Source organism: Phocaeicola sp. HCN-40430, from assembly GCF_037890285.1.
GTDB lineage: Bacteria > Bacteroidota > Bacteroidia > Bacteroidales > Bacteroidaceae > Phocaeicola > Phocaeicola acetigenes.
In genome coordinates, this window is sequence record NZ_JBBKBS010000003.1 from 1 (window position 1) to 16,190 (window position 16,190).

Annotated in this window: 12 protein-coding genes; all 12 read left to right on the plus strand. The window is 43.1% G+C overall.

Translation table 11 applies throughout. From position 1 onward, the window contains the following. Nucleotides 1-2,201: SusC/RagA family TonB-linked outer membrane protein (locus WKU26_RS01765; RefSeq protein WP_340320688.1), on the plus strand; the 2,201-nt coding region annotated here is incomplete at its 5' end. A gap of 6 nt (nucleotides 2,202-2,207) precedes the next feature. Continuing rightward, complete coding sequence (locus WKU26_RS01770) at nucleotides 2,208-3,830, plus strand: SusD/RagB family nutrient-binding outer membrane lipoprotein (protein ID WP_340320689.1); 1,623 nt, start codon at nucleotides 2,208-2,210, stop codon at nucleotides 3,828-3,830. Nucleotides 3,831-3,857: 27 nt separating this feature from the next. Beyond that, nucleotides 3,858-4,847, plus strand: coding sequence for a glycoside hydrolase family 18 (locus WKU26_RS01775; RefSeq protein WP_340320690.1), 990 nt, complete (start codon nucleotides 3,858-3,860; stop codon nucleotides 4,845-4,847). Nucleotides 4,848-4,866: 19 nt separating this feature from the next. Further along, the gene (locus WKU26_RS01780; protein WP_340320691.1) at nucleotides 4,867-6,057 is read left to right on the plus strand and encodes a DUF1735 and LamG domain-containing protein; all 1,191 of its coding nucleotides are present in this window, start codon (nucleotides 4,867-4,869) and stop codon (nucleotides 6,055-6,057) included. A gap of 31 nt (nucleotides 6,058-6,088) precedes the next feature. Continuing rightward, nucleotides 6,089-7,549: a BT_3987 domain-containing protein gene (locus tag WKU26_RS01785; protein WP_340320692.1), complete on the plus strand. Its 1,461-nt coding sequence runs from the start codon at nucleotides 6,089-6,091 to the stop codon at nucleotides 7,547-7,549. Nucleotides 7,550-7,597: 48 nt separating this feature from the next. After that, nucleotides 7,598-8,656, plus strand: coding sequence for a pilus assembly protein N-terminal domain-containing protein (locus tag WKU26_RS01790; RefSeq protein ID WP_340320693.1), 1,059 nt, complete (start codon nucleotides 7,598-7,600; stop codon nucleotides 8,654-8,656). 226 nt (nucleotides 8,657-8,882) lie between these two features. Beyond that, nucleotides 8,883-9,956, plus strand: coding sequence for a DUF1573 domain-containing protein (locus WKU26_RS01795; RefSeq protein WP_340320694.1), 1,074 nt, complete (start codon nucleotides 8,883-8,885; stop codon nucleotides 9,954-9,956). A gap of 159 nt (nucleotides 9,957-10,115) precedes the next feature. After that, nucleotides 10,116-11,213, plus strand: a complete 1,098-nt coding sequence (gene meaB / locus WKU26_RS01800; RefSeq protein ID WP_340320695.1) for a methylmalonyl Co-A mutase-associated GTPase MeaB — start codon at nucleotides 10,116-10,118, stop codon at nucleotides 11,211-11,213. A 144-nt stretch (nucleotides 11,214-11,357) separates the two neighbouring features. Further along, the gene (locus WKU26_RS01805; RefSeq protein ID WP_340320696.1) at nucleotides 11,358-12,743 is read left to right on the plus strand and encodes an ABC transporter ATP-binding protein; all 1,386 of its coding nucleotides are present in this window, start codon (nucleotides 11,358-11,360) and stop codon (nucleotides 12,741-12,743) included. 24 nt (nucleotides 12,744-12,767) lie between these two features. Continuing rightward, complete coding sequence (locus tag WKU26_RS01810; RefSeq protein WP_340320697.1) at nucleotides 12,768-13,565, plus strand: ABC transporter permease; 798 nt, start codon at nucleotides 12,768-12,770, stop codon at nucleotides 13,563-13,565. After that, entirely contained in the window at nucleotides 13,559-14,344 is a 786-nt protein-coding gene (locus WKU26_RS01815; RefSeq protein ID WP_340320698.1) for an ABC transporter permease, read from the plus strand. Before WKU26_RS01810 ends, WKU26_RS01815 begins: the two co-directional genes overlap by 7 nt. A gap of 290 nt (nucleotides 14,345-14,634) precedes the next feature. Beyond that, nucleotides 14,635-15,969, plus strand: coding sequence for an ABC transporter substrate-binding protein (locus WKU26_RS01820; RefSeq protein ID WP_340320699.1), 1,335 nt, complete (start codon nucleotides 14,635-14,637; stop codon nucleotides 15,967-15,969). The last annotated feature ends 221 nt before the right edge of the window (nucleotides 15,970-16,190 follow it).

The following is a 16,190-nucleotide window of genomic DNA, read 5'->3' on the forward strand; positions in this document are numbered from 1 at the left end:
ATTACTATGGTTATGACCCTGTAAGTGATTATTTCCAGACAGGTATAACCGGTACGGAAAGTATTTCTCTTTCTACCGGTACGGATAAGAACCAGACTTATGCTTCGGCATCGGCTGTAAACTCTAAGGGTATTGTTCCCAATAACAAATACAACCGATACAATTTTACTTTCCGTAATACGACTTCTTTCCTGGATGACAAGATGACCTTGGATGTGTCTGCAAGCTATATCATGCAGGGAGACCAGAACATGGTAAACCAGGGTGTCTATAATAACCCGATTGTAGGAGCTTATCTGTTTCCTCGCGGAAATGACTGGGAAGACATCAAAATGTATGAACGCTATGATGCGGTGCGTAAGCTGAACACACAATACTGGCCGGTAGGTGATGCGGGTATGGTGATGCAGAACCCTTACTGGGTAAACTACCGTCAGCTTCGTAATAACCGGAAAGACAGATATATGTTTAATGCCAGCCTGAACTATAAGATTCTGGACTGGTTGAGCGTGAGCGGACGTGTTCGTCTGGATAATTCGAACAACAAGTATACAGAGAAATTCTATGCGGGTACAAATACGCAGATGACTGAATTGTCTACCCGTGGTCTGTATGCTATAGAAAAGAGTGCAGACCGCCAGCTGTATGCAGACTTCCTGGTAAACATCAATAAGAATTTTGGTGAAAAATGGTCTTTCCAGGCCAACCTTGGTGGATCGTTTACTGACATGAGATATGAATTCCTGAAAAACAGAGGTCCTATTGCCGACGAAAACTTTGAAGGAGAAAAACCGGGACTGTCCAACGGATTCTACGTGCAGAACCTGAGTGTCAGAAAAACAATGAAAATTGAAGATGGATGGAGAGAGCAGACTCAGTCTTTGTTTGCTTCGGCCGAACTTGGATATAAGAGTACTTATTATCTGACACTGACCGGACGTAACGACTGGCCTTCTCAGCTGGCCGGGCCTAACTCTAAAAGCAAATCGTTCTTCTATCCTTCGGTGGGTGCTTCTGTCGTACTGTCGGAACTGATGCCTAATGTAAACAAGGATTATCTGTCGTACATGAAAGTGAGAGCTTCGTTTGCTTCGGTAGGTACTGCTTTTGAGAGATACATTGCAAACCCTCGTTATGAATGGAACGAAAGTACCGGACAGTGGAGTAACACTACACAGTATCCGTTGTATAACCTGAAGCCTGAACGTACAGAGTCTTGGGAAGTGGGACTCAGCATGCGTTTCCTGAAAGACTTTAACCTGGATTTGACTTACTATCATACGGTGACAAAAAACCAGACTTTTAATCCGGAGCTTGGTGTTTCCGGCTATTCGAAACTGTATATCCAGACAGGTGCCGTACGTAACCAGGGTGTGGAATTGGCCTTGGGTTATGAGAAAACATGGAAAGACTTTACCTGGAACAGCAACTATACATTCTCTGCTAACCAGAACAAAATCCTGACACTGGCCGATAATGTAATAAATCCGGCTACAGGTGAATCTTTCTCTATCAGCACATTGAACATGGGTGGTCTGGCTTCTACACGCTTCCTGCTGAAAGAAGGCGGATCGATGGGAGATGTATATTCGAATATGGACTTGCGCCGCGACGACAAGGGTAACATCTATATCGGAGAAAACGGACGTCCGGTGACTGAGAAAATTGCCAGCTCGGATGATTACATAAAATTGGGTAGTGTGTTGCCGAAAGCAAATATGGCATGGCGCAACAGCTTCTCATGGAAGAACTTTAATTTCGGATTTATGGTTTCGGCTCGTCTGGGAGGTGTCGTATTCTCTCGTACTCAGGCTATTCTGGACGACTTCGGAGTATCTGAAAGTACTGCTGAAGCACGTGATTTGGGGTACGTCCTGGTAAATGGAAACGACCGTGTTACTCCGGAAAACTGGTATCGTACAATCGGTAGTGGAGATGCTGTGGCACAGTATTATACTTATTCGGCAACCAATGTACGCCTGCAGGAAGCTTCTATCGGCTATACATTCCCTCGCAAGATGCTGGGAGATGTATGCGACCTGACTGTGTCTCTGGTGGGACGTAACTTGTGGATGATTTACTGCAAGGCTCCATTTGACCCGGAAAGCGTTGCGTCTACTGATAATTTCTATCAGGGAATCGATTATTTTATGATGCCTTCTACTCGTAATGTGGGATGTAGTGTAACCTTAAAATTTTAAAAACTCATGAAACGTATAATGAATAAAATATTAGTAGGAACTCTGGCTGTGGCTTGTGTCTCTTGTACAGGCAACTATCTTGAAATCAATTCTAATCCTTGCCAGCCTGGTGATTTGACACCGGATGGATACGGACTGAGTTCTGCGATGAGTAATATAGCCGGTTGTGTGATTTCTCCTGATGTGAATACGGCTCAGTTTACAGACTGTCTGCTCGGTGGACCTATGGGAGGATATTATGCAGATTCGAAAGCAAGCGGATGGGATAATACCATTTCCAATTATAATCCTACCGATAACTGGACGAATGTTTTTATGAAATCGGACAGAATTATTCCTGTGCTGTATACAAATCTGACAGTGGTGGAGAAATTGTGTGAAGAATCGGGTGACAATATTCCTCTGATGATTGCCAATATCATCAAGGTGGCTGCCATGAGCCGTGTGACCGATACGTATGGTCCTATCCCTTACTCTCAGATTGGTAAGGACGGAAAGGTAGAAACACCTTATGATTCGCAAGAAAAAGTATACGATAAGTTTTTTGAGGAACTGACTCAGGCTGTGAACATGCTGAATGCCAAGCTGGTGGATAATCCGGAATATCAGTTGCCGTCTTCTGCGGATTATGTATTCAAGGGAGATGTCAAAAAATGGATCCGTTTTGCAAACTCATTGAAAATGAGACTTGCAATGCGTATTGTATATGCAGATAAAGCGAAAGCTGAGGCAATGTTTGTGGAAGCGATGAATCCGGAAAACGGCGGATATATGGAAGAAAATGATCACAATGCACAGTGGAACTACTTTATGAGTGGCTCGAATCCTATTTATGTGGCTTCCCGCTATAACTCGGCAGAGGGTAGTATGACAGGGGGTGACAGCCATGCTGCAGCGGATATTATATGCTATATGAACGGATATCAGGATAACCGCCGTGAAAAGTATTTCGTGAAATCGGAATTCGGATGGCCTGAATATGTGGGTATCCGCAGAGGAATAGAATTGAGCACACTTGGAAAAAATGCCCGCAAGTATTCGGGTATAAACGTAGCGGAAACTGATCCTGTAATCTGGATGAATGCTTCTGAGGTTTATTTCCTGAGAGCGGAGGCACTGGCTGTGCAGGGATTCACCAATCCGTATGAGAAATCTACTGCAAAATCTCTTTATGAAACAGGTATTACCAAGTCGTTTGAACAATGGAACGCTGAAATTGGAAGTTATCTGGAATGTGATATGCAGCCGGAAAAATACAATGACCCTGAAGGTGCAAACTCATACTCGGGTACTCTTTCCAATATCACGGTAAGATGGAACGACGGAGTTTCTCTGGATGAAAAACAGGAACGTATCATTGTACAGAAATGGATTGCGAACTGGACACTTGGAAATGAAGCATGGGCTGACTACCGCCGTACCGGTTACCCGAAACTGATTCCTGCTACTTCTGCCGGAAACAAGAGTGGAGGTCGGGTAGACTCTGAACGTGGTGCACGCCGTATGCCTTATCCGTCTGACGAATATGTGAGCAATAAGAACAATGTGCAGGAGGCTGTCTCTAAATATCTGTCTGGAACCGACGATATGAGCACTTGTGTGTGGTGGGATTGTAAACCTGGAATTTAATATTATATGAATAAAAAAGATTTTGATATGAACTCTATTTCAAAACTGATGGTAGGTGCTGTGTGGGCTGTTGGAGCTTTGTGCACTGCTTGTAGCGACTGGACAGATACTGAAGCATTTACTGTAAACGAAACAAATATACAAGAGCAGAATCCGGATTTGTATGCGCGCTATCTGGCTAATTTGCGTGAATATAGAACTACCAGTCATAAGTGGGTGTATGCCTGGTTTGACAACAGTGAGAAAAAGCCTTATTCAAGAGCTCATCATCTGACTGATATTCCAGACAGCATCGATGTGGTATCATTGATGTATCCGGACAAACTGGTGAAGTCGGAAATGCAGGAAATCAATCAGATTCGTGAAGATAAAGGCATGAAGGTGATTTACGATATTGATTTTGACCAGCTGAAGACCATATACAACAACATGGTAAACGAAGCTCCCGAAAACGAACCGGTAGCGATGGAATTCCGACAGTTCCTGACAGATACGCTGGCGTATTCTCTTTCTCTGGCAAACAAATATCAGTATGATGGTATTTGCATCAAGTATAAAGGAAGATTGCCTATTTATATGACCGAAGAAGAGAAGAAAGAGTATAAGGAAAATGAGAACAACTTTATCAATATGGTAAACGACTGGAAAGAGCGTAATCCGGAAAAGATGTTGCTTTTCCTGGGAAATCCGGAAAATCTGTATGAAGGTGTTTTCATCCTTGACAAGTGTAATACAATATTCGTTTCCGGAGAGACAGCTACAAGCGGAAGTGAGTTGTCGTATATCCTGGCTCAAAGTTATCTGTTGGAATATGGACAAAAATATGGAGCGGTAGCGGATGTGAAGAATACAAATCTGACTATGCAGGCGTTTGGACAATGGGCTGTACAGCAGCACTTCGAAAACCAGCTTGATGCGGTGGGGGTCTATAACGTAGCATCGGATTATTATTCTTCCGGATATAATTACAAAAACGTGAGAGAAATGATTTCTATTTTAAATCCATCTGTTAAATAAAGTCTAAAAAATAATGAATATGAAATTTATACATACTGCTGTATTGTGTACAGCTTTATTGGGAACAGGCCTTTTGGCTGGTTGCCAGGATGATATAGAAAATTACGACAACTGTGTCTATTTGGGCGAAACAGATAAAGTAGAAATGGTGCTGGTCGATGTGGAAGCAGGTGAAGCTGAAAAGGAAGGAGAGGTAAAGACTTATCTTACCAAACCTCATTCTACTGATGTGTGTGTAACATACGGAGTGGATGCAAGTCTGGTAAACCGATATAACTCACTGAACAACGATAATGCAGAATTGCTGCCTGCCGGATTCTATAAGTTTGATGACCTGACGGTAAGAATCAAAGCCGGTGAGGTGACAGCTTCGGGACTTACGGTTGATTTCATAAAACTGGATGAACTTGACTTTACAAAGACTTATGTTCTTCCTCTTGCCATCGTTTCATCGGATGTGAATATTTTGGATAGCCAGCGTGCGGTTTATTATGTGATTAAAAAGGCTGCACTTGTAAACTGGGCTGCCAACCTGCGCAATAATAATGTGTATGTAGACTGGAAAAATCCTTCGGTGGTTCAAAACATGCGTACACTTACTGCGGAAGCATTGATTAAGGTGGATGCTTTTGCAAACGACAGAGACTCTAAGATTACGACTATTATGGGTATTGAAGACCATTTCCTGATCCGACTTGGAGACAACTCGATACCAAGCAACCAGTTGCAGATTGCAGCAGATGGCAGAGACAATGTTACTGCTTCGGACTGGACTGTAAGAGCCGGTGTATGGAATCATCTTGCAGTGACTTTTAATGCTGAAACCAAGACTGTACAGGTATACATCAATGGACGTAAAAAGAGTGAGCAGGTGTTTGCTGAGTTTGCCGGACCGGTAAACTGGGGAGTGCCTCATTCGGATGAATCGGATGGAAAACCTCGCTGTTTCTGGATTGGTTACTCTTATAACGACCAGCGTTATCTGGACGGTTCGATAGCTGAATGCCGTATCTGGAACCGGGTGTTGACAGAAGAGGAGATTGGAGCTAAGAACCACTTCTATCGTATTTCTCCGGATTCTGAAGGATTGATAGCTTATTGGAAATTTAATGACGGAATGGGAGATACTGTGAAGGATTATACAACCAATGGCAATAATGCAACAGCTTCGGAAAGCCTGGTATGGAACTATGTAGAACTTCCGGAATAATTAGTGTAATGACTCTTAAAAATATGACTATATGAAAAAACATAATTTATATAAAACCGGTTTGGCTGCCATCCTGTTTGCTCTATACGGAGGTTTGTTTACAGCGTGCAGTGAAACGGAATTTGATGCAAAATATATTGATGAAAGTCAGTTTGAAGTATCGACTGACCAGATGGGGTATTTGGCTGATATCGATGGTAGAACAGAGTTTTCATCGTTGGAAATACAGACAGGTTATAGCAAGGACGTAACTTTGTTGCTGAAGGCAACAAAACCTTCTTCTTCTGTTTCGGAAGTTACTTTGGCGTATGACCAAGAAGTACTGAAACGCTATAATGAGGAAACAGGAAACGACTTTGTTGCATTCCCTTCAGGCAATGTTCTTTTAAGTGCCGGAGGTGCCATGACATTGCCTGAAAATACTCAAGTGTCTGAAGGGGTGAAAGTGAGCTTTACTACTACCGAGGAAATGGAAGCTGGTAAGACTTATGTGATTCCTTTGCAGGCTAAGGTTACAAAAGGCTCGCTGAAGTTTTCTGCTAAAAGCAGCTCATTCCTGATTTTTGTTAAAATTCTGGAGAATCTGGGAGACAATTTCAAGGGTGAAGATGCAGTAAAACTTTTCAGTGTGATTGAAACAAACGAAACAAACCCGCTGAATCACCTGTGTTTTACACTGAAAGATTCTAAGAAGTATCTTTTTGACTATGTGGTATTATTCTGCGATAATATCGTACTTGACCAGGAAACCGGAACTGTGCATGCTTTGCATAATGACAATATCGTGAAGATATTGAATAACAAGGATAAATATCTGAAACCTCTGCAAGATCGTGGTATGAAGATTATTCTTGGTATTATGGCCGACCATACACATGCAAGTGTGGCTAACCTTAAACCTGAAACTGCTCAGGCTTTTGCTCGCTACATGAAAACAGTGTGTGATACTTATGGACTGGATGGATTCTTCTACGATGACGAATACGATAAGGCGCAGGTTCCTACTCCTCCGGGATTCTGGGCTACTAAATCGCCAGAACATGTTGCCCGTCTTATGTATGAGATGAAGAGACTGATGCCCGATAAAATCAATATCGCTTATATATTGGGAAATCTGAGAGATATGTCTTCTGAAGGTTGTGTAATCGATGGCAACGCCGTGAAAGACTATGTGGATTATGTGATGTGTGACTATAATGACCGTAATATTGAGATTGCTCCGATTTATCCGGGTATAGACAATACAAGATGGGGTATGTATTCACAGGAATTCAACCGTGGATTCTGGGCTAAAGATGAGTATCTGCAGGAAATTAAAGACGAGCAATATGCGCACTTTATTTTTGCAATGGATCCTTTTAGAAGCTCATTTAATACACCTATAGGAAGCAATATCTATCAGACTCAACAAGATGCGCTGCAGAAAGTCGGACAGATCCTTTATGGTGAGGAGGTGGTGTATGACGGAAAACCTTATCCGAAAGACTTTTAATAGAGGGAATCTTATTTTTGGAATCAGTTGATAATTAATATACGAATTATGAAAATAGTACATTTATATATGGGCCTGATGCTTTTTGCATCGTGTGCTTTGTACGCTTGTAGTGAGGATGAAACTCCTACTTATCCTGAAGAGAACGATGAATTGGTAGAAGTTCCGGGAGGCAAAGCTGAAATTAGTGTCAATACGGAAAAACTGGAAATAATTAAAGAGCAGGCAAAGACTATTGAAATTACTGAAGGAGCAGGAGATTATCGTATCTCTGTACTGGATTCGGATATTGCCGAAGCTTCTTTGGAAGGTAATGTGATAACCGTAACCGGAGTGGCACAGGGAGAAACTGAAATATTGATTTCCGATAAAGACGGAGGATACAAGAATGTGAAGATTGACGTATATCTTACAGATAACCTTGTTCCCGAAAAGAGTGAACTGAATATTTCTCTTCCGTTTGGTAAACCGTCTTCTATGTCTTTGAATATAACAGAAGGAAATGGAGGATATACTGCTGTTTCGTCTAATGAGAGTATCATTATGGTAAAAATAGATGAAGCATCTCCGAATACTGTCGTTGTGAACGCCGTGGCAGAAGGAGAGGCTGAGATAACAATTACAGACTCGCATGGCTTGTCTGTAAAGGTAACAGTGGTGGTTACAATCAGCGATTCTCCGTATACGGATGAGGAACTGGAAGCAATTAAGGCTCAGACAGATATAAAATATATATTCTCGCAACCGGGATCGGCTGAAGAAAACTTTATAGAATTAATCAAGCCGAGTTCGAGTGTAATGCATGCTTGTAACTCTGAGATTATGTATTATGGAAAAGCGGGTGTAGTACATACAGGTGTTTATTTCAGAGGAAGTACCAAAACTGCTCTTACCATCGGTTTTGAAACGAAAAACGATTTCGTGGTAGGTCAGGAAACTACCGGATATCTGCATGTCAGAAGAAACTTTGCATATCAGTTTGACGAGAATACAACGACATGTACCTTCAAGGTAATTCAGAAACAGAATGGAAAAGTATGGGCTATATATTATACTGAAATAGATGGAAACGTTTATAAAGGATATATGATATTTGCAGCTAACTGACCCATTTTTACAGAAGGAGTCTTCTAAGCTAAATATTAGAAACCTATAGAGGGGACCGGCATATATTCCAATATTTTTATTGGGTATATGCCGGTTTTTTGTTTTTCTTGTTGGTGGTGAAGTAGTGGTGTTTTAAAAAAACTGAATATGTCATCATTCTGTCGGACTTTGATTATATCTTATATTTTTATATTATCTTTGGCGAAAATAATAGAAAACGAAATTGATGAAACGTATTTTATTCTTATTGATGATATGGAGTGCTGTGGCCCTGGCAGGGAAGGCACAACCTAAGATAACTTTCGACCGTGAACAGCAGGATTTGGGCTACGTATTGTGGCGAAATCCGGTAACGGTGACCTATGCTTTTACCAATACGGGAGACAAACCGCTGGTAATATCGAATGTGACAACTTCGTGCGGATGTACAAAGGCTACATGGACGGAAGAGCCGATTCCGGCAGGAGGAAAAGGTACGGTAACGGCTGTGTTTGATGCAGAGGCGATAGGACGTTTCTATAAGGAAGTGGGAGTGTACTGCAATGCTTCGCCGATGCCTTTGTATCTGGAATTCAACGGAGAAGTAACTGCCGATCCGAAGAACTTTACCTTTACTCATCCGATTGCTTTCGGAGCCATCCGTCTGGATAAGGAAGAGATAGAGTTTGATGATGTGAACCGGGGTGACAAGCCGGTGTTTGAAATTCTGGTGGCCAATACATCGAACAAACCGTATATTCCGGTACTGATGCATTTGCCTCCGTACCTGAGTGTGAAGTCGACTCCGGAGGTGATAGGGCGCAACAAGAGTGGAAAGATACAGGTGACGCTGGATACGGAAAAACTGCCGGCATTGGGTATTACCCGTGCATCGGTGTACTTGTCGCGCTTCCTGGGTGACAAAGTAGGTAGTGAAAATGAGATTCCGGTATCGGTTGTATTGTTGCCCGACTTCTCTTCAATGAGCGAGTACGAAAAACAGAATCCACCGGTTATTTCACTTTCTACACAAAAACTGGAATATCTGAATCTGAAGCCGACTCAGAAGAAGTCGCAGACGGTTGTGATTACAAATACTGGAAAGACTGATCTGGTAATCAAGGATATGCAGGTGTTCAGTATAGCTTTGTCGGTGAATTTGAAGAAGCGTGTGCTGAAACCGGGTGAGTCGACCAAGATGAAAGTGACTGTATTAGCCAAGAACCTGTCACGTGTGAGAGGTACACAGCGTATTCTGATGATTACAAATGACCCGCAGCATCCGAAGATAACCCTGAGGGTGAAGGCGAGTTTGAGATAGTTGGTTTGAGTTTTTAAGTTTTTGAGTTTTAAGTTTGTTATAAACTGTCAATTGGAAGCGTTTTGTAAACTCACCAACTTAAAAACCTACTAACTTACGAACTCAAAAACTTAAAAACTTAAATTGCCCCTTGTTAACTAAAAATAAAAACAAAAAGCTATGGACCATCCGGAAAACAGTGAAGAATACAAAGGGTTGACCGTGAATAAAGGCATAGAACAGCCTGCAACGGTAAATCCTTATCTGAAGAACAGAAAGCGTCCGCAAAGACGGCAGTTTTCTGCAGGAGAATATGTAGAAGGTATTCTGAAAGGGAATGTCACTATATTGAGTCAGGCCGTTACGCTGGTGGAAAGCTTGCGTCCCGAGCACCAGGCACTGGCGCAGGAGGTGATTGAGAAATGTCTCCCGTATTCAGGAAATTCGGTACGAGTGGGAATCAGTGGAGTGCCGGGAGCCGGAAAAAGTACATCGATTGATGTATTCGGACTGCATGTGCTGAAAAAAGGCGGGAAACTGGCTGTGCTGGCTATCGACCCCAGTAGTGAACGTTCGAAAGGTAGTATTCTGGGTGACAAGACCCGTATGGAAAAGTTGTCGGTTCATCCGGATGCGTTTATCCGCCCCAGTCCTTCGGCCGGATCGCTGGGAGGTGTGGCGAGAAAAACCCGCGAAACGATTATTCTTTGTGAAGCTGCCGGTTACGACAAGATTTTTGTGGAAACTGTAGGGGTGGGACAGAGCGAGACGGCTGTACACTCGATGGTGGACTTCTTTCTGCTGATTCAGCTGGCAGGTACTGGAGATGAACTGCAGGGAATAAAGCGTGGTATTATGGAGATGGCAGACGGAATTGTCATCAACAAGGCTGACGGGAATAACATTGAAAAGGCTAAGTTGGCTGCGGCTCATTTCCGTAACGCACTGCATCTGTTTCCGGCACCCGAGTCGGGATGGACACCGCAGGTGATGACGTATTCCGGATTCTACAACATCGGTGTAGAGGAAATCTGGGATATGGTGTACAAGTATTTCGACTTTGTGAAGGCCAACGGATATTTTGAATACCGCCGTAACGAACAGGCCAAGTACTGGATGTATGAAACCATCAACGAACATCTGCGCGACAGTTTCTATCAGAATGAGAAAATAGCGGCTATGCTGGCCGGACAGGAGCAGGAGGTACTGAACGGACGGGCTACTTCGTTTGCTGCTGCCAAGCGACTGCTTGATACTTATTTTGAGGAAATGAAATAAAAAGGAAAAAGAAGAGATTCATTTATCGCATAATTATACGCAAAAAGCATCATGATTAGAATATTTTATCGAAAATAAGCTGATTATGGTGCTTTTGGTGAATAATATATGTAACTTTGCCCCCATAAATATTGAACTGGATTAATGCAAAACGAGAACATGTCTATTATTGAGGTAAAGGATGTATCCAAGTTTTTTGGAGAAAAGACGGCGTTGGATCATATTAACCTCTCGGTTAAAAAGGGTGAATTTGTAACAATTCTGGGACCATCCGGATGTGGAAAGACTACGCTGTTGCGACTGATAGCTGGTTTTCAGACTGCTTCGGAAGGAGAAATACGTATTTCCGGAAAGGAAATTACGCAGACACCGCCGCACAAGCGACCGGTGAATACCGTGTTTCAGAAATATGCGCTGTTTCCGCATCTGAATGTGTATGATAACATTGCTTTCGGACTGAAACTGAAGAAGATGCCGAAGGCTGAAATGGAGAAGAAAGTGAAGGCTGCGCTGAAGATGGTGGGAATGACGGATTACGAATATCGTGATGTGAACTCTCTGTCGGGAGGACAGCAGCAGCGTGTAGCAATAGCCCGGGCTATTGTGAACGAACCGGAAGTGTTGTTGCTGGATGAACCGCTGGCTGCACTGGACTTGAAGATGCGTAAGGATATGCAGATGGAGTTGAAGGAAATGCACCGCCGTCTGGGAATTACCTTTATTTATGTGACACACGATCAGGAAGAGGCACTGACACTGAGTGATACCATCGTGGTAATGAGCGAGGGTAAGATTCAGCAGATTGGTACACCGACAGATATCTATAATGAACCGATCAACTCGTTTGTAGCCGACTTTATTGGAGAGAGCAACATCTTGAACGGAACGATGGTGAAGGATTGCCGCGTACGTTTCTGCAACCATGAGTTTGAGTGCGTAGACAAGGGATTTGGAGAAAATATGCCGGTGGATGTGGTGATTCGTCCCGAAGACTTGTATATTTTCCCGGTATCAGACATGGCGCAGTTGCGTGGTGTAGTGCAGTCGTGCATCTTCAAGGGGGTACACTATGAAATGGTGGTGCTGTGTGGTGACTATGAAATGGTGGTGCAGGACTATCATGCTTTTGAAGTGGGTACGGAAGTCGGTTTGCTGATAAAACCTTTCGATATTCATATTATGAAGAAAGAGCGTATCTGCAATACATTTGAAGCGCGCATGATAGACGATACGCATGTGGAGTTTCTGGGATGTGAGTTCGAATGTCCGACGGTGGATATGAGTCGGGTACAAGAGAACGGAGCCGTAAAAGTGGAAGTGGACTTCGATCAGGTGGTGTTGCAGGACAACGAAGAGGACGGTATGCTGACTGGAGAAGTGAAGTTTATTCTGTACAAGGGAAATCATTATCATCTGACGGTATTCTCCGATTGGGATGAAAATGTGTTCGTCGATACCAATGATGTATGGGACGACGGAGACCGTGTAGGTATTACTATCCCGAAAGAAGCGATTCGTGTGATTATCTGATTTTCTTTTTCTCGACATACGGAAATGAATAAGTTACGATTTTTCTTTTCTTCACGTAAGAGCTGGACAGTGCCTTATCTGCTGTTTTCCCTCTTTTTCGTGATTATTCCGATGGTGCTGATTGTGGTCTATGCCTTTACGGATGATGCAGGTCGTCTGACACTTGCCAATTTCAGCAAGTTTCTGGCACATCCGGAAGACGTGAATACTTTTGTGTATTCGATTGGTATTGCCATTCTCACTACGATAGGGTGTATTGTGTTGGGCTATCCGGTGGCATGGATTCTGAGCCGGAGCAATTCGGGGTATGCCAAGACGGTGATTATGCTGTTTATCCTGCCCATGTGGGTGAATATCCTGATCCGTACGCTGGCTACGGTGGCTCTGTTTGATTTCCTCCGTTTGCCATTGGGAGAGGGGGCACTGATATTCGGTATGATATACAATTTTATTCCGTTTATGATTTACCCTATTTACAATACGCTGCAGAAGATGGACAAAAGTTATATTGAAGCAGCACAGGATTTGGGGGCCAACTCGTTTCAGGTGTTCTGGAAGGTGGTATTCCCGCTTTCTATGCCGGGGGTGGTGAGTGGTATCATGATGGTATTCATGCCTACTATCTCGACTTTTGCCATCGCCGAACTGCTGACGATGAACAACATCAAGTTGTTTGGTACAACCATGCAGGAGAATATAAACAACAGTTTGTGGAATTACGGGGCAGCTTTGTCGCTGATTATGCTGTTCCTGATTGCGGCAACTTCACTTTTCAGCAGTGAAGAACGTGAATCGGATAAAGGAGGAAGTGGCGTATGGTAAAGAAGATTCTTGCACAGACATACCTGTGGGTGTTGTTGCTGGCATTGTATGCACCGATTGCCATTATTGTGGTTTACTCGTTTACCGAAGCCAAGGTACTGGGTAACTGGACGGGGTTTTCGATGAAACTGTATGCTTCGCTGTTTGATACGGGAGCGCATCATTCGCTGGTGAATGCCTTTGTCAATACCATTGCCATTGCACTGATTGCAGCAACGGCATCTACTATATTGGGTAGTCTGGCTGCTATCGGTATTTATAATCTGAAGGCTCGCGGACGGCAGGCGATGGGATTTATCAATACAATTCCTATTCTGAACGGTGATATTATCACGGGTATTTCACTTTTCCTGCTTTTTGTATCGTTGGGTATTACTCAGGGATTTACTACTGTGGTACTGGCACATATTACGTTTTGTACGCCTTATGTGGTGTTGAGTGTGCTTCCGCGACTGAAACAGATGAACCCGAATCTTTATGAGGCTGCTTTGGACTTGGGGGCAACTCCGATGCAGGCACTTCGCAAGGTGATTATTCCGGAGATTCGTCCGGGAATGATTACAGGGTTTCTGCTGGCACTGACCATCTCTATTGATGACTTTGCCGTTACGGTGTTTACCATCGGTAATCAGGGGCTGGAAACGCTGTCGACTTATATTTATGCTGATGCACGCAAGGGAGGACTTACCCCTGAATTGCGTCCGCTTTCGGCCATCATTTTTGTGGTGATTCTGGTATTGCTGATTATTCTGAACAGAAGGGCAGATAAAAAAAGATGAGAAAACTGGTTTTTGAGTTTTTAAGTTTTTAAGTTTTTAAGTTTTTGAGTTCTTGAGTTTTTGAGTTTTTGAGTTTTTGAGTTTGCGTATGAGAATATCAACAAACTTAATATGAGTTTTTAAGTTCTTGAGTTTTTAAGTTTCTGAGCTTGAGAATACTAACAAACTTACAAACTAAAAAACTTACAAACTTAATACGAGCTCTTGAGTTGGCAAGAGAACTATGGTAATTGCCAATTGTCAATTCTCAATTTTCAATTGAAAAAAGTTTCGTAACCTAAAAAAACAACATGAAGAAACTGAATTTACTTGTACTGATAATGGGGCTGTGTGCTCTGTGTTCTGCATGCTATAACGATACCGGTTCGCGGCAGAAAGTACTGAAAATATACAACTGGGCCGACTACATCGGAGAAGGAGTACTGGAGGATTTTCAGGAGTATTATAAAGAGCAGACCGGAGAGGATATCAGTATTGTGTATCAGACGTTTGATATCAACGAAATCATGCTGACCAAGATTGAAAAAGGGCATGAGGACTTTGATGTGGTGTGTCCGTCGGAATACATCATCGAACGAATGTTGCGCAAGAATCTGTTGCTGCCTATTGATACGGTATTTGCTCATTCGCCTAATTATATGAAAGGAGTAGCTCCGTATATCAAGGAACAGATTGATAAGTTGAGTACCCGTCCGGATGATCCAGCCAGCCGTTATGCAGTGTGTTACATGTGGGGTACTGCAGGTATTCTCTATAATAAGAAATATGTAAAACCGGAGGAACTGAAATCGTGGGACTGTCTGTGGAATAAACATTTTGCCGGTAAACTGCTGATGAAGGATGCCTACCGTGATGCTTACGGTACAGCTATGCTGTATGCACACCGCAAAGAACTGAAAGAAGGACTGAAAACTGTTCCGGAACTGATGAACGATTATTCACCTGCGGCCATGGATACAGTGGAAAAGTATCTTAAATTACTGAAACCGAATGTGGCTGGATGGGAAGCTGACTTTGGTAAAGAGATGATGACCAAAGAAAAGGCTTGGATAAACGTGACATGGAGCGGGGATGCTCAGTGGGCCATGGAGGAAGCGGCTACAGTAGGTGTGGATTTGGACTATACTATTCCGGAGGAAGGCAGTAATGTGTGGTACGACGGATGGGTGATTCCTAAATATGCCCGCAATACGAAAGCGGCAAGTTACTTCATCAATTTTTTATGTCGTCCGGACATTGCCTTGCGTAATATGGAGGAAAACGGGTATGTGAGTTCGATTGCTGCTCCCGAAATCATGGAAGCCTGCATTGACTCTACACTGGAAGAAGTTGATGCCAGTTATTTCTTCGGTGCTGAAGCGCAAAAGGTACGCCTGCGCAATACACAGTATCCGGACCGTTCGGTAATAGCCCGCTGTTCAATGATTCGCGATTTTGGTGACAAGACGGTGAATGTACTGGAAATATGGTCGCGTGTGAAAGGGGATAATCTGAGCGGAGGCATTGTGATTCTGATTCTGGCTGTAGTCGTAGGATTATGCGGATGGCAAATCCGTCGCCGCTGGATTAGCTACAAACGTAAAAATCTGCAACGCCGTAAGCGCAGAAGACGGATGAAGGCGTGAGGCTTTCTGGATGTGAGTTTTATGATTCTATTTGCTGAATTAAAACGACGCTGTCGGCTGTACAATCATCTACGTCGGCTCTACAGCCAACAGCGATAACTGTACGGCCAATGATGTCGATTAAAGCTTTTGGCATTTGTTGTTACCTTTCTATTATATTATTTCCTGTTTTCAGGAACGAAGAGTTCTGCTGTTGTGGTTTGTCCGGATTTAGGATAAAG

Coding starts and splice junctions, on each gene's coding strand:
- WKU26_RS01770 (WP_340320689.1), top strand. CDS start 2,208: ATGAAACGTATAATGAATAAAATATTAGTAGGAACTCTGGCTGTGGCT.
- WKU26_RS01775 (WP_340320690.1), top strand. CDS start 3,858: ATGAACTCTATTTCAAAACTGATGGTAGGTGCTGTGTGGGCTGTTGGA.
- WKU26_RS01780 (WP_340320691.1), top strand. CDS start 4,867: ATGAAATTTATACATACTGCTGTATTGTGTACAGCTTTATTGGGAACA.
- WKU26_RS01785 (WP_340320692.1), top strand. CDS start 6,089: ATGAAAAAACATAATTTATATAAAACCGGTTTGGCTGCCATCCTGTTT.
- WKU26_RS01790 (WP_340320693.1), top strand. CDS start 7,598: ATGAAAATAGTACATTTATATATGGGCCTGATGCTTTTTGCATCGTGT.
- WKU26_RS01795 (WP_340320694.1), top strand. CDS start 8,883: ATGAAACGTATTTTATTCTTATTGATGATATGGAGTGCTGTGGCCCTG.
- meaB (WP_340320695.1), top strand. CDS start 10,116: ATGGACCATCCGGAAAACAGTGAAGAATACAAAGGGTTGACCGTGAAT.
- WKU26_RS01805 (WP_340320696.1), top strand. CDS start 11,358: ATGCAAAACGAGAACATGTCTATTATTGAGGTAAAGGATGTATCCAAG.
- WKU26_RS01810 (WP_340320697.1), top strand. CDS start 12,768: ATGAATAAGTTACGATTTTTCTTTTCTTCACGTAAGAGCTGGACAGTG.
- WKU26_RS01815 (WP_340320698.1), top strand. CDS start 13,559: ATGGTAAAGAAGATTCTTGCACAGACATACCTGTGGGTGTTGTTGCTG.
- WKU26_RS01820 (WP_340320699.1), top strand. CDS start 14,635: ATGAAGAAACTGAATTTACTTGTACTGATAATGGGGCTGTGTGCTCTG.